This window comes from Nodularia sp. LEGE 04288, from assembly GCF_963896525.1.
In the GTDB taxonomy this organism is placed as follows: Bacteria; Cyanobacteriota; Cyanobacteriia; order Cyanobacteriales; family Nostocaceae; genus Nodularia.
The window spans coordinates 1-25,529 of sequence record NZ_CAWQOY010000103.1 but is presented as its reverse complement, the minus strand read 5'-3'; the positions used below and the strand labels follow the sequence as shown (position 1 = coordinate 25,529).

The window sequence follows — 25,529 nt, the reverse complement described above, 5'->3', positions numbered from 1 at the left end:
TGTGTCGTGAGGAATATTACTGCTATGTCTGCTTATAAGACAGACAAATTCTGGCGTTGGTTGATAGCTATAACAGTTATATTTGTGCTTTCACTGACTCTGATTGTTTTTGCATTGTCCTACCTTGAGGAATTGACAGTTGACCAACGAATTCAATATAGAACTCAGGTATTAACAACCACTGCGATAATTTTTTTGGGATTGACAGTGTTGATTAATGCTTACTATTCAGCAAAGCGTGCGGACGCTATGCACAAAAATACCTTAGCGGTGGAAAAAAGCAACGAAATTAGCATACAAAATTCCCAACACAGTCAAGACAACCTGATTGTAGAACGCTTTATGGGGGCGATTACCCAGCTTGGTCATGAAAAAATTGAAACCCGAACAGGTGCAATTTATGTTTTAGAAAGAGTTGCACAGGATTTTCCTAAAGAACACTGGACAATTATGGAAATCCTCACTGCTTTTGTGCGGGAAAATGCTCCCATTCAAACAAAGGAAGAGCAACAAAAACTGGAAAATTTACAACCAATCTACTTGGGTAGACCCAAAAGCCGGGTGCGTCGGACACAAAAGGAGGACGTGAACAGCGGCGAAGTCATTCCCAAAATGCGTCGGGATATTCAAGCCGCCCTGACTGTGATTGGTAGGCGTAATTCTTTGTTAGAAGAGGAAAATCAAAAACTAGATTTACGTCATACGGATATCCGGCGAGCCGACTTGCTGGAAGCGAACTTAGAAAGAGCCGATTTGCGTGGCTCTAACCTTTGTGGCGCTGACTTGCGCGGTTCTTACCTGTGTGAGGCTAATCTCGACGGCGCTCAACTAACTGGCTCTATTCTTTATGCAGCCAACCTGCTGAAAGCCAACCTGAATCGAGCTAACTTCTGTTGGGCTAACCTGAATCATGCTAACCTTTCTGGGGCAAATTTACGCGGAGCCAATCTTTTGGGAGCAAGTCTGCGTGCTGCTAACCTCTCTGGGGCTAACCTTTATAAAGCCAACTTGCAACAGGCGATATTGAAAGTTGCTAACCTCTCTGGAGCGAAGTTGTTTTTAGCTAACTTGCAATGGGCGAAGCTGGGTAAAGCCAATCTGCAATTTGCCGGTTTAATTGGAGCCAACCTCCAAGGGGCGAACCTGAATGGGGCGAACCTGAATGGGGCGAACCTGAATGCTGCTAAATTGCAACAAACAGAAATCATTTTTGCTGACCTCACCGAAGCCAGTTTTGCTGAAGCTGACTTAGATAAAGCCAATCTGATGGGATCAGACCTGAATAAGGCTAGTCTTTATCAAGCTAATCTCTCGGATGCTAACCTCATGGGAGCGAACCTCTCGGATACTAACTTTTGTGATGTCAAACTGGAAGGGGCAATTCTGACAGGGGCCAAAAATGTCGAGTTACAACAGATGAGGATGGCGGTTGGCGATCGCACAACTCGTCTACCTGATTATTTGGAAGCTCCTGTACATTGGCGGCAATCTGTGTGATCATCCGCAGTATTAGTTATTTGGGTGCATCCTACCATTTATATTTATTCTGGCCTGATTGATTGTTTTTATAGCTTGTATAGTTAATGGTGAACTTTGAGACTTCACTGATTAAGATGAGTAATTTCTCGATCCCCATAGATTATTCGATTGTTTCTCACTCAAGAAAAACCTTTATTCTAAGTTTTTAATAAGTTTTGCTTATAGTATTAATTATTTGCATTAAATTTATTTAACATCCATAACCTTTTGTCTATGAAATCAATTTAATATTTCTTTTATATTTAAGTTAGTCAATGAATCATATTGACCCACGAGGCTGTAAACTATCTTTAACGCCATGAAAATTAGCTGTTAGAAAAACTTGTATTTATGTAAGTTTTTTTGCTCAAGTTTTTTAGATGTCTTGGATCTAAGCTTTGTCTATGAGTGATTCGTATTCAGCGAATCGCCACGTATAAAAAAATAGCGTCTGCTGCTTTGCAAAGAATTAAACCTTTCTTGGCTGAATTTTTCATGCTCATAAAACATCAAACTTCCTGAAAGTAGCTGGCAATTTTCAAAAATCCAAATCTTACTATTTTGCTAACCAAAACCCCAGTATGACATTAACTAATACTATCCATTTTAGAAACTTACGCGGCGATTTATTTGGTGGTCTGACTGCCGCTATTGTTTCCTTACCGCTAGCATTAGCGTTCGGTGCCGCTTCCGGTGCTGGGCCTGCTGCTGGTCTTTATGGTGCAGTTTGTGTAGGCTTTTTCGCCGCCTTATTTGGTGGGACACCAACCCTGATTTCTGAACCCACTGGGCCGATGACCGTAGTCATGACTGCCATTGTCAGTTCCATGATTGCCAATAACCCAGAAAATGGCTTGGCAATGGCATTTACAGTAGTTATGCTAGCCGGGTTATTTCAAATTGTATTGGGAGTATTCAAGCTGGGTAAATATATTACCCTCATGCCCTACAGCGTAATTTCCGGCTTCATGTCTGGGATTGGAGTCATCCTGGTCTTGTTGCAAATTGCTCCTTTTCTGGGTCAATCCAGTCCTAAAGGTGGCGTATTAGGAACGGTGCAAAATTTACCCCAGCTGTTCGCAAATATTAATCCTGTGGAAACAGCTTTGGGAGCGATGACTTTGGCAATTATTTTCTTAATGCCATCTAAAATCAAGCGCCTTGTTCCACCACAATTAGTGGCATTAGTATTAGTAACAATAGTTTCCCTGGTATTTTTCGGGGATGTTGACATCAGACGGATTGGCGAAATCCCAATGGGACTGCCAACATTGCAAATACCTACCTTCAATGCATCACAAATCACAGTGATGCTCGTTAATGCGGCAATGTTGGGAATGTTGGGTTGTATTGATACCTTGTTAACAGCAGTCATTGCAGATAGTTTGACTCGTACTGAACACAAGTCTGATAAGGAATTAATTGGTCAAGGTATCGGTAACGTCATATCTGGTTTATGTGGTGGACTCCCTGGTGCTGGTGCAACTATGGGAACGGTAGTTAACATCCAGACTGGTGCGAAAACGGCTGTATCTGGTTTGACTCGTGCTTTGATTTTACTGGTTGTAGTTTTGTGGGCTGCTGTTTTAACTCAACCTATCCCAATGGCAGTATTGGCTGGTATTGCTCTTAAGGTGGGGATTGACATTCTAGACTGGAGCTTTTTGAAACGCGCTCATCATGTATCCCTGAAGGGTGCGCTGATTATGTACGGTGTCATGTTCTTAACCGTATTCGTTGACTTGATCGTGGCTGTGGGCGTGGGAGTTTTCATTGCCAATATCTTAACTATCGAACGTCTTTCTCAGTTACAGTCTCAGGATGTAAAGACCATTACCGATGCGGATGATGCCATTGTTTTGAACGATGAAGAGAAGCAATTACTTGATCAAGCTAATGGACGTGTCCTATTATTCTACTTGAGTGGACCAATGATCTTTGGAGTTTCCAAAGCGATCGCTCGTGAACATTCAGCAATGGCAGACTCAGATGTGCTGATTTTAGATATCAGCGATGTCCCCATGTTGGGTGTAACAGCTTCCTTAGCAATTGAAAATGCTATCCAAGATGCTCATGAGCAAGGTCGTCAAATATTAGTTGTTGGTGCAGCTGGCAAAGTGAAACGCCGCTTAGAAAAATTTGGCATTGAGAAATTTGTACCTTCACATCATTTCTTTATGAATCGTTCAGAGGCACTTAAGCAAGCTTTGGCTTTAATTGATCCTTCTGCCCTTAATAAAAATGTTGCTGCTATTAGTGAATATGGCTCCACAGCCAGTGAACCTGATACCTACGGATATCAAAGTTAATTAAGCAGGTGGGCGTAACAGAAGTCAAAAGTCAAAAGTCAAAAGTCAAAATTGAAATACTTGCTGTGAATGGGTTTTGGAATTTTGTTATGTCCTAAGCACCTTGGCGGTTGCTATAACTACCCACCCTTTCACTATTACTTTTGGATTTCTTCCAGGACTCTATCTAACCACAGCATTCATCAACACAACAGACAGAAAACATGATGTTCTCCGAATCAATAATTAACCTCGTGTGGCAAAATCCTTTACTTGCAACCACAAACGAAGCCGAAAATGCCCCTATTGTCTTAGCTGGTGTATTACTCAGTTTAATAGTCATTTATCTTGCCAGTAAAATTGGCGGTGAATTGTCCAAAATGATCGACTTACCTCCCGTTTTAGGTGAGTTAATTGGTGGCGTGGTGGTAGGTGCTTCGGCACTAAATTTAGTTGTATTTCCTGATAGTGGTGCAGCAGCTTCAGACTCCACCATTATGACTATCCTGCAATTTATTAACGACATCAGTCCCGAAGCAGTCACATCAATTTTTCAAAGCCAGAGTGAAATCGTTTCCGTTCTCGCTGAACTGGGTGTGATTATTCTGTTATTTGAAATTGGGCTAGAATCAGACTTAAAAGAATTGCAAAAAGTCGGTTCTCAAGCGGTAGTCGTCGCTTGTGTTGGAGTGGCTGTTCCGTTTGCGGCTGGGACTACAGGATTAATGTTGCTCTTTCATGTCCCAGTCATTCCAGCGATTTTTGCTGGTGCAGCACTGACAGCTACTAGTATTGGTATTACCTCCAAAGTCTTGTCAGAAATTGGTCAATTAAAATCTCGTGAAGGTCAAATTATTGTCGGTGCAGCAGTCATTGATGACATTTTAGGCATCATTGTGTTGGCAGTAGTTGCGAGTTTGGCTAAAACTGGTGAAGTTGACATTCTAAACGTAATTTATTTGATTGTCAGTGCTACAGTCTTTCTCATTGGTGCGATTTTATTAGGCAAATATTTCAATCAAACTTTTGTGGCCATTGCCAATAAATTGCAAACGCGAGGAAACTTAATTATCCCGGCTTTAATCTTTGCCTTCTTCATGGCTTTTCTGGGTAATGCCATTCATTTAGAAGCTATCTTGGGTGCATTTGCGGCTGGTTTAGTGTTGGATGAAACCGATAAACGCAAAGAGTTAGATGAACAGGTTAAACCAATTGCTGATATCTTAGTTCCAGTTTTCTTTGTGACAGTGGGCGCGAAAGTTGATTTAGGTGTTCTGAATCCTTTCATTCCAGAAAATCGCGAAGGATTAATTATTGCTACCTTCTTACTGGTGATAGCAATTATCGGCAAAATTGTTACAGGTTGGGCGGTTTTTGGCCCAGTTAAAATTAACCGTTTAGCGGTTGGTACAGGAATGATTCCCCGTGGTGAAGTTGGGCTAGTGTTTGCAGGGATTGGTGCAGCTAGTGGTACTCTGGATAAACCATTACAAGCGGCGATCATTATTATGGTGATTTTAACAACCTTCTTCGCACCGCCTTTATTGCGGTTTGCATTTAAACAATCGCCAGAAGAAAAAGAATCTTTAGAAAAAGCCAATTTAATAGGCTAGCACCGCTACGCGGAAGTCAAAAATCAAAAGGTTTTTATTTAGATATTTTGCAATTTTTGCAATGTATCCTTACTTACAGCAGGTTGTAGGTAATTGAAGTACAAATTCTGATGTTGAAACTCTTGTGGGGGAGGGCAAAGATGCCCTCCCCAGTGTACTTCACCCAAATGAAATATGCTGTAATACGTGCCGTAATAACTAATTTTATCCCACTACCCAACAGGCAATTTCCGTGTTAGAAGCGTGTATATTCGCAACAATATTGTGTGGCTTTTTCGGCATTATCCTGAAAAAAAATCTGGTGATGAAGATCATCTCTATGGATGTGATGAGTACGGGTGTGATCGCCTATTATGTGCTGATTGCATCACGAAATGGCTTTTTTACCCCCATTATTGTCAACAGCGAAAATCGCGCTTATGCTGACCCGGTTCCCCAAGCGGTGATATTGACGGCAATTGTGATTGGATTTTCGATTCAGGCCATAATGCTGGTGGGTGTGATGAAGCTAGCACGGGATAATCCAACTTTGGAAAGCAATGAGATTGAGAAAAATAACACGCCATGAATAACATTACTATTGCATGGATCGCATTACCGTTGTTTTTGGGATTCGTTATTTATCTGCTTCCCAAGCTTGACCGATACCTCGCCCTGAGTGTAGCTGTGGTTTCGGGTGGATATGCGTTGTCGCTATTTTTAAATCAGTCCCAGTTAACACTAAATTTACTGGATAATTTCGGTGTCACCTTAGTAGTTGATCAATTAACTGGCTACTTTATATTGACAAATGCGCTGGTCACTGCTGCGGTCATTCTCTACTGTTGGCACACTGATAAGTCGGCTTTCTTTTATACGCAGATTATTATTTTGCATGGCAGCGTCAATGCCGCTTTTGCCTCTGCGGATTTCATTAGTTTATATGTGGCGTTAGAGGTAATTGGGATTGCGGCGTTTCTCTTGATTGCCTATTCCCGAACCAATCGGTCGATTTGGGTGGCCTTGCGCTATATGTTTGTCAGTAATACGGCAATGCTGTTTTATCTGGTGGGGGCGGTGTTGGTCTATCAGGCGAATCATTCCTTTGCTTTTGCAGCTTTGCGTGGCGCACCGAAAGAGGCGATCGCCTTAATCTTTCTAGGACTCTTGACAAAAGGGGGAATATTTGTATCCGGCTTGTGGTTACCATTGACGCACTCCGAATCAGAAACCCCAGTTTCGGCTTTGCTATCAGGAGTTGTGGTTAAAACTGGCGTTTTTCCCCTGGTGCGCTGTGCTTTGATGGTGCCTGAAATTGATCCAATCGTCAGGATTTTTGGAGTTGGGACAGCACTTCTGGGCGTATTCTATGCAGTCTTTGAAAAGGATACCAAGCGGATGCTGGCGTTTCACACGGTTTCGCAATTAGGCTTTATCCTCGCCGCACCTAGCGTCGGTGGTTTTTATGCCCTGACGCATGGTCTGGTAAAATCCGCGCTCTTTTTAATAGCAGGTGTCTTACCGAGTCGAAACCTGAAGGAATTGCAACATCAGCCGATCCATACCCCGCTATGGATTGCCTTGGTCATAGCCAGCTTCTCGATATCCGGCTTTCCCTTGTTATCCGGCTTTGGGGCGAAGGTGTTGACGACGAAGAATCTGCTGCCTTGGCAAGTGATCGCCATGAATGTTGCAGCCCTCGGAACAGCAATATCGTTTGCCAAATTCATATTTCTCCCACGCGGGGGAAAAGCGGATGTACAGCGAGGTTTCTGGGCAGCAGTGGTCTTGTTACTTGGTGGGCTGATTCTGGCCAATGTTGTGTATTACGAGGCGTATACCGTTACAAATCTCATCAAACCCCTCGCAACCATCGGCATGGGATGGTTGGCTTACTTTGTGATTTTTAAACGTTCCGTAATCAAGCTACCCCGTGTCCTTGAGCAATTTGAGCATCTGATCGGGGTGATGAGTTTGATGTTGCTTTTGCTATTCGGGATGGTATTAGCATGATTGGGCATCTGAATCTGATATTACGACTAACTATTTGGTTTCTGCTCACCTCTGATGTGAGTCTGCCTAATATCATCATTGGTGTCAGCGTCGCACTCCTATTACCGGGTCGTCAAAAAGTCCCGGAAGCCTTAAGGGATTGGTTACGTGTGCTGGGTGAGGTTTTAGTGGCGATTCCCCAGGCCTATATTGAGGCATTTGAAATCATTTTCCGTCCCCATAACCACGAAGATGTGATCATGGAACGAGTCAAACCTCAACGCACGCCGGGACTGATATTCCTGGATATATTCTTGATTACCTTTACGCCCAAAACCATTGTCTTGAAATACCACGAAAAGGGCTTGTACGAAGTACACCGGGTGAGACGGAGGAAAAAGTCATGAATGTGGTAATGATTGCCATGATTCTAGCGTTGCTCATACCCATGTATGAAGCTTGGCAAGATGATGATATTTGGCAAAAAATGTTGGCATTTGCCAGTATTGCCACCAAAACGTCAATTATGATCCTGATGGTATCCGTGTTACGGGATGATTGGATGATTGGTGTTGTGGGGATAATTATTCTCAGTGTGGGTAATGCCGGATTAATGTTATTGGCACATCTACTTAAGCGAATGAACGATTTATGATCGACCTGTTTAGTTATACCTGCTTATGCTTAGGAATCTTCTTCTGGTTTTGGGGAACTTTTCCCCTACTCGGTAATCGTTCGGTATTATTCAAGTTGCATAGTCTTTCAGTTGCAGATACCCTCGGATCGATGAGTATCATTATCGGGCTACTCCTGAAGATACCCAGTGAATGGCCGCTACTCCTTCTGGGCATCATCTCTTTGGCTATCTGGAATACAGTGCTGGGTTATGTTTTGGCATATTGTTCTAGTCCCAATGATCGCCATGAATGATAATAGTTATGTGTATATAATCACCGCGTTGTTGCCGTTATCTGCGTTAATGCTGGTAATTCAGGTCAATCCATACAATGCCCTGGTAGTTCAGGGAATACTGGGAGCTGTAGCGACATTGGTATTTGCCGTTTTGGGGGCGGCGGATGTGGCTTTGACTCAAGCATTAATGGGGACTTTGCTGGGGATTACGCTGTATGCGATCGCCGTTCGTTCTTCCTTAGTGATGCGTCTGGGTGTCCTGGAATACGAGTCACAGGAGGCAGATGCCGAATTGAAATCTGAAGGTCATTTTGGGCAACTGCTGGAAGACTTACGCCGAATTTTTAGCAAATACTATCTGCGTCTTGAGGTAGTGCCATACATGAATATCCAGGCTTTGCAGCAAGCACTTATAAATAAAGAAGTTCATGCGACTTGTGCCAGGAGTGATCAAAATAGCTCCCTATCTGGGGACGAAAGGCAAATCTATCATACTGCGACTAGAGTTCAACGGTTATATGACATCATGGAGTCTGAACTTTTGTCACCTGCAACAATCATTACTTATGTAAATACACCAGATTCAGGGGAGAAGCATTAATGAAATGGGTCTACATTGCCGCAGGGATAGCGCTTTACATGATCTTCCTGGTTATGCCCAATCAGACACAGGAGTTATCGGATATCTCTATCGTCAAATCAGTTGTACAAGATAGTGGAGTACCCAATGCAGTTACAGCTATCATTCTCAGGAATCGGCTGTATGACACTATCTTTGAAGTTGTAGTATTTACAATCGCAGTCATGGGTGCGCGTTTTCTGCTGGCTGATGAAAGACCGTTCTGCACTATTTATCAGTTTACAGATGAACCATCAATTATTTTGGCGCGTCTGGGAGCGACTATTTGCTCATTGGTGGGGATTGAACTGGCGATTAGGGGTCATTTGAGTCCGGGCGGTGGTTTTGCTGCTGGGGTGGCGGGTGGTACGGCCATCGGACTGATTGCGATTACCTCATCATCGGAGTGGATGCAGGCGATTTACACGCGCTGGAATGCCGCTAGATGGGAAAAGGTTTCGGTGCTGGTTTTCATTGTCCTGGCGGTGATAACTCTGGCAGGATTTGAGTTACCCCACGGAGAGTTGGGCGCACTTGTCAGTGGCGGAGTGATACCTTTGCTGAATATCTTAGTTGCAGTTAAAGTGGCGTTGGGGTCGTGGTCGGTGATGTTAGTTTTTATTCACTATCGCGGATTGTTGTGAGGTTAAGTGAAAGGCGATATCTAAGCTGTTACGCCTACTCTTGGGGGAGCGCGATCGCCTTTTTTCTTCCCCTAATTACAGTTAAATTTTATACTTATTAAGCAAATATTATATTTAACTAGATAGACTGTTCGTGATCACAGTCAAAAGAATGAGAACAAGTAACTTGATACATGGTTACTTTTCATACAGTCCTTTTTATGCAATAATTAAGAATATTTCTTATTTAAATAACTGATTAGAGAGCTAATCCGGAAAAGAATGTAGAGACGTTCCATGTAACTTCTCTACAAGGTTTCTAGAAAACGCATATTTAATGTTTACCAGTATAGTTTTGCCTTTCGGGTAACTTCCAAGCAGTGCCTTAACCCAAAACATATATCAACTTGATAATGACAGCAATTATTATTAAACCATGACAAAAATTCTTACAGATACAAACTGGCAAGAACTAAAGGCAGAAAGCGAGCAAAAGGGTATACTTTCCATTCAATCAAAGGGAGTTGAAACTATCCGCCAAGGAAAGATTCTAGATGTCTGTAATATGTATCACTGCTGGACAAAGTTACGCAATGGATTATCTATTTGGATACACGAACAAGAGTTTACTGATGACCTGGTGTGGATGAGAGATAGTTTCGATGAATCTCAATTTGGGTTGAGTTTTTTTCTCTCAGGAAAAGTGAGAATTGAACGCCACGGTTTAACAGATAAGACTGACGAATCAATAGGCAGATATTATTCAGAATGTAACTGCGATATCAAAGAAACTGAATACTGGAAAGCCGGAGAGAAATTTTCCCGCATTTATCTGGAAATCGAACCGCAGGAATTTTTCTCAAGTTTTGGCTATGAAGACTTAGAACACATCCCAATTTCTCTGCGTCAAGCCTTAATGGGCGATAAATTACAGCCTTATTACCAGCAAGGAGAAATCACACAGGAAATGTGGGTTATATTATCTCATATTCTCCAGTGTCCCTATCAAGGCTATCTGAAGCAGATGTATCTGGAAAGTAAGGCTGTGGAATTGATTACCCTTCATTGTCAGCAATTCCATGAGGAGGATATTCATAATTATCGCTCACCAGTCAAGGATTTGAGGGATGTAGACAAAATTTACCAAGCCAAGGAAATTTTATTAGGTAATCTAGAAAATCCACCCAGCCTGATGGAGTTAGCACGGCAAGTAGGGTTAAATGATTTCAAATTGAAACGTGGTTTTCGTGAAGTTTTCGGCACATCTGCATTTAAATATTTGCACGACTATCGACTAGAAAAAGCCAAACAACTTTTAGTATTAGGAGAAATGAAGGTTGAAGAAGTGGCATTTAGGGTTGGTTTTGACAGTCGCAGTTATTTTGCCTCTGCATTCCGCAAAAAGTTCGGCTTAAATCCGAAACAATACTTTCAGCATCAGCAAAAATCCGTCTAGCGTTCAAAAAAAATCCGTCTACCGTTCAAAATCAAAATCCGCATCCCATATCATACATGAGCTGCTAGTTTAGTTAGGAAGATTTCTTAATACTGCCAAGTGGTGTCAGGGAGTGTAGGTAAAAAAATGAAGTTAGATAAATTGTTTCAAAGTCTGTTGCTGACGGGTGCAGTTGTGGTGTTGATTAGCACTCCTGCTAGAAGTGAGGTAAATCAAGGTGAATCTTCTACGGCGAGGGTAGGAGAATCTACATTCAAGGACACCCTGGGAGTGAGAAATAGTAAATCTCCAAGATTGACTTCCAGTCACAGGAAGCACCGATATTTTCCGTCTCAAGTTGCAAGTTCTTTGCAAAGAGCAAAGTCAGAGAAATTAAACAGAACGATTCTTCAACTGAATGAGATTTCGCAGGTTTCCCAGAGTGCAGAATTACTTGTACAGTCGCCAGCATCTTCTGAGGTAATACAGGTGACGGGGGTGCAAGCAAATCCCACAGAGAAAGGTGTGGAGGTGATTTTACAAACCACACAAGGGGAACAGCTACAAATCACTAATCGCAGTGCTGAGAATAATTTTATTGCTGATATTCCCAATGCTCAATTGCGTTTAGCCAATGGCGATGGGATTACATTCCGCTCCGAAAAACCTGTTGCGGGAATTACTGAAATAACAGTTACGAATTTTGATGCCAATACTGTGCGGGTGACGGTAATCGGTGAAAAAACTTTACCAACAGTTGAGCTATTTGATGATCATGTCGGGTTGATTTTTGCTGTTGCATCTGCGGAAGTAGCCACGCAGCCACCACAAACGCCACCAGATCAAGAACAGCCGACAAGTGAGACACCCCAAGAGCAACCAGCAGCACAACAGGATGAACCGATTGAGTTAGTAGTAACGGGACAACAGGATGGGTATCGCGTACAGGATGCGGCGACTGCAACAAAGACAGATACACCTTTGCGCGATATTCCCCAATCTATTCAGGTAGTGCCGCGAGAAGTGCTGGAAGATCGCAACGTGAGAAGTCTAGCTGAGGCAGTAGAAACGGTTAGTGGCGTGGTTGACGGTGCTGACTACAACGGTTCGCCTGCACAAGACTTCATTATCAGAGGATTTGAACAGGGTGGAAGTTTCCGAAATGGCTATCGAGATGTAAATTCTTATGGCTTGACAGGAGTGGGGACGATTGAGCGAGTGGAAGTTTTGAAAGGGCCTGCTTCAGTTTTGTTTGGGGCTGTAGAACCTGGTGGAATCATCAACGTCGTCACTAAACAACCCTTGAGTGAACCCTATTATCAGCTGGGATTTGAGGTAGGGAACAGGGCATCTTATCAGCCTAGTATTGATTTCTCTGGCCCTTTAAACGCCGATAAAACTTTGCTTTATCGCTTCAATGCTAGCTATCAAAGTTCAGATGGTTTTCAAGATTTTGTCAATACAAATCTGACTACGATCGCACCAACAATCGCTTGGGAATTGGGTGATAGAACGGACTTGACTCTATATTATGAGTATATTAACTTCAAAGGAACTTTTGAACAGTATACTTCCATTCTTAGCAATAATACGTTTCTGCCTCGAAACTTCTATCAGGCATATCCTAACGATGCTTACGTAGATAATACTACCCAAAAGTTGGGTTACACATTGAGTCACGAATTTAGTGATAACTGGCAAATTCGTAATAACTTTTCTGTGGTTACTAGTAAAAATGCTGAAGAATATACTTTAGCAACAGGGGTAATGAATGATCAGTTTTTACGGCAATTTGCTCAAGATCGTGAATTTACCCAAGACAACTATTTTGGACAGATAGACTTGCTAGGAAAGTTTAATACGGGATCAATTTCTCACCAAATATTGATGGGTTTTGATTTCAATCATAATATTGATACTTTTGCAAGGGTAGTTCAAAGGAATGTTCCTAATCTAGATATTTTCAATCCCAACTATAATATTCCCAGCTTCGACTATGGCCCACGTTCTAGTTCTACCGAACGTTTTCAAACCTACGGGATTTACCTTCAGGATCAGATTAGCTTTCTAGATCATCTGAAGCTATTGATTGGTGGGCGCTTCGATTGGATTTCCAGCGATAATACAGATAACATTACAGATAATACGACACAAAACCCTGATAGTAGTGCTTTCAGCCCCCGAATCGGGTTAGTGTATCAGCCTAGCAAATCTGTTTCTCTCTACACCAGCTACAGTCAATCTTTCGTCCCTGAAACGGGAATCAACCCTGATGGTGAAATATTTGAGCCTACAAAAGGAAGACAATATGAAGTAGGTATTAAAGCTGATTTTCTAGAAGGTAGACTTTCGACAACACTGGCAGCCTATCAGATCACCAAGTCAAATATTCTCACCCCCGATCCTGATCCTGAAAGAGCTGCGCTTGATTACTTAATTCAGGTAGGGGAACAAAGAAGTCGAGGGATTGAGTTAGATGTTGCGGGGGAGATTTTACCCGGTTGGAAAGCGATCGCTTCCTATGCTTACACTAATGCAGAAGTAACTGAAGATAACGATATTCCTGTAGGCAATCGATTGGTGAGTGTGCCAGAAAATCAAGCTAGTCTCTGGACAACCTATGAGTTTCAGAATAGCGATTTGAAGGGTTTGGGATTTGGACTGGGGCTGTTTTATGTGGGTACGCGATCGGGAGATTCCGCTAACTCCTTTGAAATACCCGATTACTTGCGTACTGATGCGGCAATTTACTACCGTAGAGATGGTTTTAAAGCTGGTATCAATATCCGTAATCTATTTGATACAGACTATATTAGAACCTCTGACGATGGCAGAACATTCTTACGAAGAGGTGCGCCTTTTACAATTATCGGCTCCATTAGCTGGGAATTTTAACTCTCTCTTCTGTAGAGCCTGAATATAATATCAGTCTTCTGAACAACCTGCCAAATATTAGTTAAAGAAAAATATTCCACAATGACAAAGAAAGCCATTAGTACAATTATGCGGTTGTTACTTGGTCTTAAAGCTGTTTGCCTTTTGACTTTTGCTAAGTTTGTTTGGGTTGTCAAGACTGTTTTTTCTAGCTTGCGGATCTTATGGCAACCTCGGCAGATTTTGAGTAATTACAAATTTTTACCATTCTTTCTGACAATAGTTTTGGTTTTAGCGATCGCAGCCTGTAACAACAACATACCGCAGCTAGAGAAAAGGCAAACAACGAAAAACTGTCGAATTGTACACCATGCAATGGGAGAAATTTGCGTTCCTAATCATCCAAAACGGATTGTAACTTTAAACCCTGCTGCCTTGGGCAATGCGATCGCGCTTGGCATTCAACCTACCGGAAGTGCTACTGAAGAAATTAATCAGTTGCCGCCTTATCTTCAAGACAAAATTGAGGGAATCAAGTTTTTAGGTACTTGGGGAGAGCCTAACTTAGAAAGTATTGCCTTGCTTAAGCCTGATGTTATTATTGGCTGGAAACATAACCAGCAATCAACCTATTCTCAACTGTCTTATATTGCACCAACAACTTTATACGACTGGGTAGTTAATATAAACCATCCAGATAATTGGAAAGAGTATTTTAATTTTATAGCGAAAGTACTAGGCAGAGAAGATATTGGTCAGCAACTTTGGCAACATTACTATCAGCGCATTGAACAACTAAAAAGCGCAATAGGCAATCGCTATAAGAATAAAACAATTTCTGTCATCGTATTTAATGCTGGTACGATTTACAGTGTGGGAGAAAATTCATTTATTGGTTCTATATTGAGTGATGTTGGATTAAATCGTCCAGAATCACAAAAAATTTCCTCAAATGGGTCTTTTAGTCTCTCTGAAGAAACTTTAGAAATGGCTGATGGCGATGTGATGTTTATTGCAGACCATGATGGTAAACACAACTTAAGTATTCTCAATAAAAAGCCGCTGTGGAAAAAGCTGAAAGCATTTCAACAAAATCATATTTATTTTGTTGAATCTACTAACTGGGAATCATCAAGAAATCTACTAGCTGCCGATACTGTCATTGATGACTTATTTAAATATTTAGTGAATAACCCTTAAAATCACGTCTAAACACACCTGATTAGTTCGTAAATCCTGCCAACGTTCATCTGAGCAACAACCAGAAGATGAACCTTGCTACACTACAATTTACTTGTTCAAATCAACACTTTATGCACGAAACAATTCCCAGATAATCAAGTAGAAATTTAAGCAGTGGGATGTTGATAGGCGTGCAATCATGGCTGTGTTGTCATCCAGATCAACCCACTGACCTTTTTTGAATTGGAGCGTTCGCGTAGCGTCTCGTAGAGAAGCGACTTGACAGTACTGCGATGCAAGCGATCGCACAAGGACTAAATCGAGAAGAACAGCTAAACAGGCGATCGCAGAAACAACTAAACGGAAGTTTGATCAGATTTTCCAGTAGATTAATTTTTGAGCAAAATTAGCGGTAACAAGTTTATTTCTCTATCGCCAGACACTTTAAATGTTCTCGGCAGGAATAAGACTCATTACCGCTATTCAGGCATCCCCTTGATGGGTATGGCTTGCTAGTTTTCGCGAATTATGCTGAAAAACTTAAAAAACCAACTTCTAACCTTCGACAACTAATTTGCCAACCATACCAGCACCACGGTGAGGTTCGCAATAGAAGGTGTATTCACCAGCAGGTGCGTCTGCGGGAATGGTTGTGGTTTGGGTTTGACCAGGACTCATCAGCAATTGCTTGTGAGACAGACTTTTTGCCAAATCAGCACTCTTAGCGGGGTTTAGCGCCGCATCAAACACAACGTTATGGGGAGGAACTTTGTTGTTCACCCACTCAATTGTGTCACCTGGTTTAACTGTCAACTTTTTAGGCTCAAATGCTAGCATTCCTTTGTCACTACCCAGTTTGACCTGGAAGGTTTCAGCTGAAGCGCTGGGTGTGAAAATGACAAAGCTGCTAACAACTAAAATAACTGTCAACACCGATAGAGTCAAACGTCGCCAGCTTGCAGCAAACAATTTCATGGCTTTCTCCTAACTATAGTTTTTATTTCCCTCTCCCATTTTAAATAAAATCAACGCCAAAATATGACAATCTGTCGTAGATAAAATTTTTTTTTTACAATTGAGCCTAAATCATGAAGAAATCTGGTGCAATTGGCGATCATCTTAGGCTGCATTACACCCAAAAGTTTATGGGTCAAACTATTTTGGATTTTGGATTTTGGATTTTGGATTGATTCTACAGATAAGTCAAACCTCAGAGTCCTGAGTCCTGAGTAATCAAGAGGTGAGGGAGTTCCAAGGCATAAAATCCCCAATTAATTTGTAGTAACCCACCATAAACTTAAGGATAATAGTGGGTTACGCGATCGCTTTCCCACCCTACAATTTTTGGGTAATTTATTTTTTGGTGTCCATCCACTGATCTATACTCAGTACCCAGGAATTAGCTATCTGTGAGGAGTTTAGTAGTAAATTTTACCGCCGCCCCACTTGTCGCCAACTACTTTTGGTTGTAATAAAATATGACCAGCAGTGGCTACTAAGTCATCTTCTGTGAAAACTCTCATTTCCGTGAAAATATCTGCACTCTTGAGGCTGGGGTGTAACTCAGAAATTTCCTCTTCCCCGTCATAGGTAGTAGGATTTTTCATGTAGTCCACCAATCCTTCAATATTATTCCGGTTTGGTGTTGCCAGTGCCAGAGTTTCTGGTTCTAGTCCCACGTTTTGGTTAGTCTTGGTAACTCCGCCAGCATGACACTGGGCGCAAGCATATTGAAATAAGCGTTTACCTTCTTTGACTTGTTTAAGGCTGAGTACAACGGTATCACCCTGATCATTTAATGGCACTGTTCTGATTGCTTCGTCCAGTTCTACGGCTGTAGCGCTACCGACAACCAACTGAAATGTCAGCAAAATGGTAGCAACAACAACGCCAAATAGTCTTCTAAACATGATTCCCCTTAAAATTTTTGACGCTCAACACAGCTAATAAAGCGATGCTCAATCTCCATGTTGCTAATGACTTGCTTTTTGCCATTAGCTAAAGTCTGAAATAGCCCTTGACGTGACTTAGGTCTCATTCTTTGAGTTCCTAGTGACCTTTGGGTATGTTTCCGACAATATGTGGGAAATAATTGCCTTTGCATTTTTGCCAAATCGGTCTTTTGGCGTTTTTTGGCAATTTTCAGTTGGTTACACCGAGAGAACACTCTTTCCACAGGAATACTGTAGTCTGCTGCTATCTCTGCGCTCAGTAGGTTTGCAAAACCCATAATAGTGATTAACTGACAGATAGAGATTGAGTCACTGTAATACCAATATCATGTTAGGAGTGCAATTTGTCGCCCAAAATCTGGTGACGGTTGAGGTGGGGATCAACGGCTAGTAAGTCAATATAGACTTAATATTATTTAATATAAAAAGCTGAACATTCAACCTTTTCCTCCTGTGAATGTGGCACCTTGAATAAAGTAGCGGTTAAAAAAGGCATAAATCCCTAAAGCTGGAAGGGTAAACATCATCGAAGCAGCCATAATGTAGTTCCAATAGCTGATATATTGACCTTTAAAGCTATTCAGCCCCAAGGGTAGGGTAAACATCTCTGGGTCAAAGAGGATGACGATAGGGAGTAAAAAATTATTCCAACTACTCATGAAGACAAAAACCGCTTGTGCTGCGAGTGCAGGTTTTGCTAGAGGTAAGACAATATGCCGAAAAATTCCCCAGGTATTTAAACCATCTAGTTGACCGGCTTCTTCTAATTCTTTAGGAAAATTTACAAAAAACTGCCGCATCATAAAAATGAAGGTGGCGTTAACCATACCAGGAACAATCATGCCTTGGTAGGAATTTAGCCAGCCAATGGCTTTCAAAATCAAGAATGTGGGAATGAGGGTGATTTGTGTCGGTACTGCTAGCAATGCCAAAATTAAGAAGAACCAGAAGCGTTTGCCGACAAAACTCAGCCTGGCTAAAGCGTATCCAGCCATTGAATTGAAGAGTAAATTTAATAGGGTGACGCTAACGGCGATGAAGACACTGTTGAAAAACCACCGCCAAAATAGCGGTTCTTGCACAAATATCTGTTTGTAATTATCAAGCGTAAAATTTTGGGGAAAGAAATTTAATTCCCCACTGATAATCTCTGAGAGCGGTTTAAATGATGCTGAAAGCGCCCAAAGGAAAGGAATCAAGGTGATGACTGCATACAGGGTTAGCACGAGGTATAACAGTAATTTCAGCCAAGGTAAGCGCGAGATATTATTCATGTCCTTTCGCTGCCAAAAATTCGCTGCTGAATCAATGTCACAGCAATAATTATGACTGTCAGCAAAAAGGCGATCGCAGCGGCATATCCCATCTGTAAATTCCGAAATACAGCCTGGTAAATTAGTAGTACCATAGTCAGAGTGGCGTTGTTCGGCCCACCAGTGCCACCAGAAAAGATATAAGACTGGTCAAAAAGTTGAAATGTCCCAATTATCCCGATCGCCACTACAAAAAAAGTGACGGGTTTGAGCAAGGGAATGGTAATATAGATAAACGTTTGCCACCAATTCGCTCCATCCAGTTCTGCGGCTTCGTAGAGTTTTTGAGGGATATCTTGCAAAGCTGCTAAGTAGATCACCATATAAAATGGTGCAGTTGACCAAATATTCATCATCATAATTCCCCTGAGTGCCACGGCTGGATCACCTAACCAGTTATAAGTAGGTAGTCCGACAAAGGCGAGAAGATTATTTAATAGTCCATCGGTGTTATAAATCCACATGAATATCAGCGTTAGCACAGCTGAAGATGTGACTGTGGGTAAAAAGAATAAGATTCGCCATGAGTTTCTGCCCCGAATACCAGAATTAAGGGTTACTGCCAGTAATAAAGCTAAAATTGTTTGAGTTGGAACAACGATGGCGACATATTCGGCTGTATTTCTCAAAGCAATTCCGACACGTTCATCTTCAACTAAGCGGGTAAAGTTGCGAAAGCCGATGAAGTCGTAGTCAATAGTGCCGAGAAGTTGGACTTTGTGCAGGGAGAGAAAAACGGCGTAGACTATGGGCAGGATGACAAAACCCCCCAAAACCAATATTGTGGGCATCATGAATATGTACCCAGCGAAGGTTTCGGTAATATTCCATCTGGGGTTCATTCGCCGTCTCCGATTTTGCAGCACCATTGAACCTTCCTGTAGTTTATTCTCAAACTGGTGATGGCGATCGCGCAAGCGCTGACAAGTCAGTTCGCTCGTAGATAGTTTTCGATGGTAGCTTGAGTCAGAAGCCCAGAAATATATCTAAGTGCTGTTTTTGCTATGGTTGGAAGTAGGTATTTTTGGTTCATTCAGCGTCAACCAGTAGGTGTTTTTTTGAACATTGAAAATTTTCCGCCTGAAATCCTTATCTCATCTGGTTTTGAACCCTCTCACACCTAAATTGAGGTTGACGCAAACTCCCAAACCTTTGCTATTAAAGCTTTTGAGCTATTTTTAAAGTTTCTATCTTGACAACCCAATCGCTGAAAAGCTATATTCACTTTAGGTTGACGAAACAGCACCTTGAAAACCAAATATATCAATGCTTCCAGATGCAGGCCATTGCAATTACAAATAATCCCTATCAGGGATTGAAACTTATGATTCTCAAACTTAGAGAAATCATAAACCGTAAATTGCAATTACAAATAATCCCTATCAGGGATTGAAACGCTATGGACTGAGAGGCTATGCCCCATCTGCTGTGATTGCAATTACAAATAATCCCTATCAGGGATTGAAACTTGCAGGGGAAAACCGGATTTCGGCAGGTGTGTCCATTGCAATTACAAATAATCCCTATCAGGGATTGAAACATACATTTCAAAAATGCCTAACGAAATACATCTCATTGCAATTACAAATAATCCCTATCAGGGATTGAAACTTCGTCCCTTGAAGAACTTTTGCTAGCTCGGTGTTGATTGCAATTACAAATAATCCCTATCAGGGATTGAAACCCAGTAATGGCATCCTAAGAATAAAAATATCTCCTTATTGCAATTACAAATAATCCCTATCAGGGATTGAAACTCACTGCTTTAAACTTCTCACCAGCATTTTCGACTTATTGCAATTACAAATAATCCCTATCAGGGATTGAAACATTGCCGAGGCTATTAATTTCACCAAACCAACGAAATTGCAATTACAAATAATCCCTATCAGGGATTGAAACTAACAAATATGTATCACAGGATTGTTTAACAAAACATTGCAATTACAAATAATCCCTATCAGGGATTGAAACCCATACTGAATATCTCCTTTGGTGTTCTTAGAATGATTGCAATTACAAATAATCCCTATCAGGGATTGAAACGTGGCATCTACAGCAGACACATGGATAGCAGAACAATTGCAATTACAAATAATCCCTATCAGGGATTGAAACAAATATCTGCAAAGCAAGAATTTTCAGTACCAATTGCAATTACAAATAATCCCTATCAGGGATTGAAACTTCCCAGTCTTCCGGGTCGGCTGCAAGGATTTCTGCATTGCAATTACAAAGAATCCCTATCAAGGATTGAAACGGCACTTCCGGCGCTTTTGGAATCAATCCTTCAATTGCAATTACAAAGAATCCCTATCAGGGATTGAAACTTGCTTCTCCCCGCTCTTATGCCAACTCTGTACATTGCAATTACAAAGAATCCCTATCAGGGATTGAAACCCCCACTGTATTGATTTATTCATTATTTGCCTTATTTGATTGCAATTACAAAGAATCCCTATCAGGGATTGAAACTGGATGATATTTATCTAGAGTTAGCACCAGCAATTGCAATTACAAAGAATCCCTATCAGGGATTGAAACATTGTCCCCAAACGCCGACTTAGATCCAAAATCATTGCAATTAAAAATAATCCCTATCAGGGATTGAAACGCTGCTTGCGACGCTGAAAAGATTTATCAATCTATTGCAATTACAAATAATCCCTATCAGGGATAGAAACACAACCGTTACACCAGAATCACTTAAACCCAATAATTGCAATTACAAATAATCCCTATCAGGGATTGAAACTTATTACTTCTCGCACAGCGTTTAAAGTAAAAACAGCAATGCAGCTAACACAGAGAAAAGAATGACAGTAACTATACCCATTCAAGCCATAGAATTAGCTCCCGGTAGCCACATCGCCATTCATAACCTCTCCTGGGACGACTTTGAGGGACTTCTCTCGGACTTAGGTGAAAAACGTCACACCCGCATTGCTTACTACCGAGGAACTTTAGAAATAATTTCCCCCCTAGCATTACATGAGCGTCCCCACCGGATTATTGCTTACATCATCACCACAATCTTAGAAATTCAAGGACGCAACTGGGAGGACTTCGGCTCTACAACCTTTAAACGTCCAGATATTGCGGGAATTGAACCAGATACCTGCTTTTATATCCAAAATGCTCACCAAGTCAAAGGATGTACCCAAATGGACTTAAGTATCTATCCTCCCCCTGACTTGTCCATTGAATCTGATGTCACCTCAAAAACCACCCTTGATGCTTACACAGCCCTGGGGGTTCCCGAAGTATGGATATACAGTAACTCTCAGTTAAAAATTTACATCCTTCAAAGTGACAGATATTTAGAATCTTCTATTAGTCCCACTTTTCCCAACTTACCCATCACAGAAATTATTCCCCATCTGGTGCAAAAAGCCATTGATGAGGGAACAAGTCAAATGTTGCGACAACTCAAAACCTTAGTGAGTCAGTCAGAAAAATAAGAATAGTATTCTATTTTAAGCAAACAAAACCAATACCCAAAAATCCAGGAATTACGCATTGACAATATTTCGGAAAATTTTTTGCGGTTTTGAGATGCCGACAACATTTTAATCTGTGAGAAAATTAATAAAACACAGGATAATCATTCACCATGACAGAATTACTCGAACAAGCGATTATCAAACTCAAAAGCTTACCAGCCAGTCAACAAAATTCTATGGCTACGATGATTTTAGAAGAACTGGAAGATGAACAGCGATGGGATGAAGCTTTTGAGCGTTCTCCAGATGCACTAGCTCTCCTAGCAGCCCAAGCGATGGCTGAATATCGCGCAGGTAAAACTCAACAGTTAGATCCAGATACATTGTGAATTCTCTTATTACTTCTCAGTTTCGCCAAGCTTTTGGTAATTTACCTGAAAATGTGCGAGAGCAAACCCGCGAAGCATATCGCCAATTTAAACAAGACCAAAACCATCCCAGTTTACGTTTCAAAAAAGTGCATCCAGAATTACCTATTTATTCTGCAAGAGTCAGCAGAAGCTATCGAGCCGTTGGACAGTTAGAGGGAAATACAGTTATTTGGTTTTGGGTGGGGTCACATACAGAGTATGAAAGGCTACTATCTCAGATGTAGTAACGAAACAGTTTCTAAACAATTAGGACTAGCCTTTTCAAGGTGGTGAGATTTAGAACGAGAATTGCGCCTCTGCGCCTCTGCGTGAGGTAAAAAAAAACTTATTCCCTAGCACGAATTTGGCGATTAGCTGCATTTTCCGCCCGTACCATAGCTGAATTTAAAGATTGTTGCCCAAGTAAAGCACTAATAAACTGATTATCAAAATTATCAGCGATCGCACCTGGATAAATACCTAACTGCCAGCTTGTAGCATCATCCAACCCAGCGACTAAAGGCGATCGCAAAGTATCCTGATCATAACCTAACTTTGCCGCCACCGATGTTCGTGTAGGCAATGCAAACCCTGTACCCGTCCATTTTGCCATTCCTTCCTTACCTGTAAGAAAAGAAATCAACTCCCAGGCTTCAGCTTTATGCTCTGATTGCTTATTCATCACGTAGGCAACAGTAAAAACCATCGTACCTTTTTTGTCATTAATAGTAGGCACTTCTGCGGTGGCAAATTCCAATTGCGGAAAAGTCGTCTCCAAATAAGGAATAGCCCAATTACCTTCAATTACCATTGCTACCCGGCTTTGACCAAACATTTCCGTACCTGAGTTAGTGCCGACATCAGTTGCTTGGGCAGAGGTGCGGTCTTTTTGATACTGGTCTACCACTAACTGCAATCCCCGCAAACCTTCAGGACTAGCAAAAGCAGCATCACCATTTTCGTTAACTACTTTTCCCCCAAAGGCGGCAATTTTGTAAGCTTGATTACTCAACTTAGGCGTAAATCCCAAGCCGTATCTGCTAACTTTGCCTGTCAACTGCTGGGAGTAGGTACGTAATTCATCCCAAGTTGTGGGCGGACTGCTTAAACCTGCGGCGGCGAAGGCTTTTTTGTTATAAAACAGCGCCAGGGTAGAATAATCTTTAGGCAGACCATAGATATCATTTTGGTATTTAAAATTCTCCAGTAAGCTCGGTTCAAAGTCCTCTATGTCAAATTCGGGTGTAATGTAATTATTCAATGGTTCCAGGACATTCTGACTCATAAAGAAAGGAGCTTCTAATGATTCCAGATAGAAGACATCTGGCGCAGCTTCACCGATTAAGCGGGTGGTGATTACATCCATGTATTGGTCAGAAATTACCTCATATCTCACCTTGATATTTGGATGTTGTATTTCAAAGTCTTGTAATAACTGTCTTAATAATTTTTGTTCCACCGGATTACCAGCCCAACCGCTGAGTTTGATGGTGACGGCGGTGGTGGAGTGCTTTGGTAGTTGAAAATTTTGGTAACTTATAACAGCGATCGCGATCGCCATTACCAGACCGAAAAATTTAATCCAGCTTTTTTTGCTCACAACAGATGCCAAGCTCTTTCATCTAGCTTATAAGGGTATGGGGAACTGGGGATTGGGATTGAGAAGTTTCTTCATCACCCCGGCTCCCGGCTCCCTAGTACAAGTCGGCGGAAATAAACAGACCATTCAAAATCCATGAAAAGCCCATATTATAAGCTTTTTGATTTTTGACTTTTGACTTTTGACTTCCGCCTTGCGGTACTAGTCCCTGCTGCCTTTTATTCAGCGGCTGTAGAAGTCAAGCTCATGGTTTCCCACAACACCATAGGATGTGTAGTTGGTATGGGTTGGTGCAAAGCAATTAGCTGGGCTAAAGTGTTCTTTAATTGCGTGCGGGATACAATATCATCTACAAAACCATGCTTTAACAAATCTTCTGCGGTTTGAAAATCTTCTGGTAGTTTTTCGCGCAGGGTTTGCTCAATCACTCGCCGACCTGCAAAACCAATGGTTGCTTTGGGTTCTGCAATGATAATATCTCCCAACATGGCAAAACTAGCGGTAACGCCGCCTGTGGTGGGATTTGTCAAAATGGGAATATAGAGTAATTTAGCCTGACGATGGCGTTCTAAGGCTGCGGAGATTTTCGCCATCTGCATTAAGGAGAGCATTCCTTCTTGCATTCTCGCCCCACCAGAGGTACAGATGATAACTACAGGATAGCGTCGCTGAGTGGCTTGCTCAATCAAGCGGGTCAGTTTTTCTCCGACGACTGAACCCATACTACCGCCCATGAAGCGGAAATCCATTACGCCCAGGGCTATGGGTAAACCGTTGATTTGACCCAATCCAGTTTTAACTGCGTCTACTAAACCAAGTTTATCTTCCATTTCGCGCAGGCGATCGCTATAGAGTTTGCGATCGCGAAATTGCAGGGGATCTGTTGGGCGCAGATGCTCATCTATTGGTTGCCAAGTATTGATATCTATCAATTGGCGGATACGCTCATCGCTATCCACCCGATTATGATGTCCACATTCAACACAGACCATCTGGTTGGCTTTCAGGTCTTTTGTATAGGACAATACGCCACATTTAGGACACTTGTGCCATAGCCCATCAGCAATTTCCCGTTCTTGGGGTTCTAAGTTGGTAGATCCTGATTTCCGTCGATTTGCAAACCAATCTAACAGAGACTTTAAACCACGTGATTCTTCGTTGTTTGCCATTTTTATCTTTTTTTAAGTGGGTATGAGGTTGAAAACATATCAAGCCACTATGGGATGTCCAGGTGAAAAAGTTGTCTAGAGCAACTTAGTTGTGACTCTTGACCTCCGCTTTCAAAGTCTCCAGATTTGCTCTTGTACAAATGCAAGTAACACCCCATTTTAGCTTTTTGACTCTTGACTACATCTCAAATTACGTTTATAAGCAATTCAGACCTGATGAAAGCATCTTTGGTTGCCAGCTTAACGAAAATGCTGATGCGAACACAAGCCTTTTGCTAGTGTGAATCTTGTAAACTGATTGTCAGAGTCAAGGTCATGGAAATATCAACCCCGAAACCAGATGCTCTTTCGTCAACCCAACGGAAACCACTCGCCCCAAATCAATTATTCCCGTTGGTAGTTTGTGAGATGATACCAGTCACCAGCTGATATTACCAAAAGGTAAAAGGGATATGGGGTAATGACGGCTACAAAGAGGGGGAGTCGGGAGTCGGGAATGGGATGGAAAAGTTTCTTCCCCCCTGTACCCTGCACCCATTCGGCTACGCTCACGGCAAGCCTGCACCCCTGCCTCTAATCTTCCCCCCTGCACCCTGCACCCTGCCCC

The 25,529-nt window shown here is 41.8% G+C and carries 23 protein-coding genes and 1 CRISPR repeat array; of the genes, 16 read left to right on the top strand and 7 right to left on the bottom strand.

The genetic code is table 11. The features are described from left to right. Positions 1-24: 24 nt before the first annotated feature. The 13 genes from AACX33_RS10645 (at position 25) to AACX33_RS10585 (ending at position 15,053) form a co-directional block, all read left to right on the top strand. The gene (locus AACX33_RS10645; protein WP_193998530.1) at positions 25-1,497 is read left to right on the top strand and encodes a pentapeptide repeat-containing protein; all 1,473 of its coding nucleotides are present in this window, start codon (positions 25-27) and stop codon (positions 1,495-1,497) included. 602 nt (positions 1,498-2,099) lie between these two features. Beyond that, positions 2,100-3,827 (top strand): bicarbonate transporter BicA, encoded by a 1,728-nt coding sequence (gene bicA, locus AACX33_RS10640; RefSeq protein WP_193998531.1) that lies wholly within the window; start codon positions 2,100-2,102, stop codon positions 3,825-3,827. Between the two features lie 203 nt (positions 3,828-4,030). After that, entirely contained in the window at positions 4,031-5,419 is a 1,389-nt protein-coding gene (locus AACX33_RS10635) for a cation:proton antiporter (RefSeq protein ID WP_193998532.1), read from the top strand. 232 nt (positions 5,420-5,651) lie between these two features. Beyond that, a complete protein-coding gene (locus tag AACX33_RS10630; RefSeq protein ID WP_193998533.1) occupies positions 5,652-5,987 on the top strand; it encodes an NADH-quinone oxidoreductase subunit K in 336 nt (111 codons plus the stop codon). Beyond that, the gene (locus AACX33_RS10625; protein ID WP_193998534.1) at positions 5,984-7,411 is read left to right on the top strand and encodes a cation:proton antiporter; all 1,428 of its coding nucleotides are present in this window, start codon (positions 5,984-5,986) and stop codon (positions 7,409-7,411) included. The genes AACX33_RS10630 and AACX33_RS10625 overlap by 4 nt, the downstream gene beginning before the upstream one ends. Next, a complete protein-coding gene (locus tag AACX33_RS10620; RefSeq protein ID WP_193998535.1) occupies positions 7,408-7,797 on the top strand; it encodes a Na+/H+ antiporter subunit E in 390 nt (129 codons plus the stop codon). The genes AACX33_RS10625 and AACX33_RS10620 overlap by 4 nt, the downstream gene beginning before the upstream one ends. Next, on the top strand, positions 7,794-8,045 hold the full coding sequence (locus tag AACX33_RS10615; protein WP_193998536.1) for a hypothetical protein: 252 nt from the start codon (positions 7,794-7,796) through the stop codon (positions 8,043-8,045). Before AACX33_RS10620 ends, AACX33_RS10615 begins: the two co-directional genes overlap by 4 nt. Then, positions 8,042-8,320: a monovalent cation/H(+) antiporter subunit G gene (locus tag AACX33_RS10610; RefSeq protein ID WP_193998537.1), complete on the top strand. Its 279-nt coding sequence runs from the start codon at positions 8,042-8,044 to the stop codon at positions 8,318-8,320. The genes AACX33_RS10615 and AACX33_RS10610 overlap by 4 nt, the downstream gene beginning before the upstream one ends. Then, complete coding sequence (locus AACX33_RS10605) at positions 8,313-8,903, top strand: DUF4040 domain-containing protein (RefSeq protein WP_193998538.1); 591 nt, start codon at positions 8,313-8,315, stop codon at positions 8,901-8,903. The genes AACX33_RS10610 and AACX33_RS10605 overlap by 8 nt, the downstream gene beginning before the upstream one ends. Beyond that, a complete protein-coding gene (locus tag AACX33_RS10600) occupies positions 8,903-9,565 on the top strand; it encodes a Na(+)/H(+) antiporter subunit B (RefSeq protein WP_193998539.1) in 663 nt (220 codons plus the stop codon). Before AACX33_RS10605 ends, AACX33_RS10600 begins: the two co-directional genes overlap by 1 nt. A 415-nt stretch (positions 9,566-9,980) precedes the next feature. Then, the gene (locus tag AACX33_RS10595) at positions 9,981-11,000 is read left to right on the top strand and encodes a helix-turn-helix transcriptional regulator (RefSeq protein WP_193998540.1); all 1,020 of its coding nucleotides are present in this window, start codon (positions 9,981-9,983) and stop codon (positions 10,998-11,000) included. Between the two features lie 126 nt (positions 11,001-11,126). Next, positions 11,127-13,874: a TonB-dependent siderophore receptor gene (locus AACX33_RS10590; RefSeq protein ID WP_227789012.1), complete on the top strand. Its 2,748-nt coding sequence runs from the start codon at positions 11,127-11,129 to the stop codon at positions 13,872-13,874. A gap of 81 nt (positions 13,875-13,955) precedes the next feature. After that, the gene (locus tag AACX33_RS10585; protein ID WP_227789011.1) at positions 13,956-15,053 is read left to right on the top strand and encodes an ABC transporter substrate-binding protein; all 1,098 of its coding nucleotides are present in this window, start codon (positions 13,956-13,958) and stop codon (positions 15,051-15,053) included. Between the two features lie 537 nt (positions 15,054-15,590). Here AACX33_RS10585 and petE read toward each other — a convergent pair. The 5 genes from petE to AACX33_RS10560 all read right to left on the bottom strand — a co-directional run bounded on the left by petE (position 15,591) and on the right by AACX33_RS10560 (position 19,169). Further along, positions 15,591-16,010, bottom strand: a complete 420-nt coding sequence (gene petE / locus AACX33_RS10580; RefSeq protein ID WP_193998541.1) for a plastocyanin — start codon at positions 16,008-16,010, stop codon at positions 15,591-15,593. A 443-nt stretch (positions 16,011-16,453) separates the two neighbouring features. Continuing rightward, positions 16,454-16,945: a photosystem II cytochrome c-550 gene (psbV, locus tag AACX33_RS10575; protein ID WP_193998542.1), complete on the bottom strand. Its 492-nt coding sequence runs from the start codon at positions 16,943-16,945 to the stop codon at positions 16,454-16,456. A gap of 8 nt (positions 16,946-16,953) precedes the next feature. Then, positions 16,954-17,265 (bottom strand): hypothetical protein, encoded by a 312-nt coding sequence (locus AACX33_RS10570; RefSeq protein WP_227789010.1) that lies wholly within the window; start codon positions 17,263-17,265, stop codon positions 16,954-16,956. Between the two features lie 159 nt (positions 17,266-17,424). Then, a complete protein-coding gene (locus AACX33_RS10565) occupies positions 17,425-18,261 on the bottom strand; it encodes a carbohydrate ABC transporter permease (protein ID WP_193998543.1) in 837 nt (278 codons plus the stop codon). After that, on the bottom strand, positions 18,258-19,169 hold the full coding sequence (locus tag AACX33_RS10560; protein ID WP_193998544.1) for a carbohydrate ABC transporter permease: 912 nt from the start codon (positions 19,167-19,169) through the stop codon (positions 18,258-18,260). Before AACX33_RS10560 ends, AACX33_RS10565 begins: the two co-directional genes overlap by 4 nt. Positions 19,170-19,585: 416 nt before the next feature. Further along, a CRISPR array of direct repeats spans positions 19,586-21,055; the repeat unit is 37 nt; unit sequence ATTGCAATTACAAATAATCCCTATCAGGGATTGAAAC. A gap of 61 nt (positions 21,056-21,116) precedes the next feature. On the opposite strand from AACX33_RS10560, the gene AACX33_RS10555 reads away from it, so the two are divergent. From AACX33_RS10555 to AACX33_RS10545, 3 genes are all read left to right on the top strand, one after another. Further along, positions 21,117-21,761, top strand: coding sequence for a Uma2 family endonuclease (locus tag AACX33_RS10555; protein ID WP_193998545.1), 645 nt, complete (start codon positions 21,117-21,119; stop codon positions 21,759-21,761). Between the two features lie 152 nt (positions 21,762-21,913). Next, the gene (locus AACX33_RS10550; RefSeq protein WP_193998546.1) at positions 21,914-22,132 is read left to right on the top strand and encodes a hypothetical protein; all 219 of its coding nucleotides are present in this window, start codon (positions 21,914-21,916) and stop codon (positions 22,130-22,132) included. Then, positions 22,129-22,398: a ParE family toxin-like protein gene (locus AACX33_RS10545; RefSeq protein ID WP_193998547.1), complete on the top strand. Its 270-nt coding sequence runs from the start codon at positions 22,129-22,131 to the stop codon at positions 22,396-22,398. The genes AACX33_RS10550 and AACX33_RS10545 overlap by 4 nt, the downstream gene beginning before the upstream one ends. Positions 22,399-22,499: 101 nt before the next feature. Here the strand turns inward: AACX33_RS10545 and AACX33_RS10540 are convergent, their stop codons facing one another. Beyond that, positions 22,500-23,714: an ABC transporter substrate-binding protein gene (locus AACX33_RS10540; RefSeq protein ID WP_193998741.1), complete on the bottom strand. Its 1,215-nt coding sequence runs from the start codon at positions 23,712-23,714 to the stop codon at positions 22,500-22,502. A 257-nt stretch (positions 23,715-23,971) separates the two neighbouring features. After that, complete coding sequence (gene accD, locus AACX33_RS10535) at positions 23,972-24,922, bottom strand: acetyl-CoA carboxylase, carboxyltransferase subunit beta (protein ID WP_193998548.1); 951 nt, start codon at positions 24,920-24,922, stop codon at positions 23,972-23,974. Positions 24,923-25,529 lie beyond the last annotated feature (607 nt).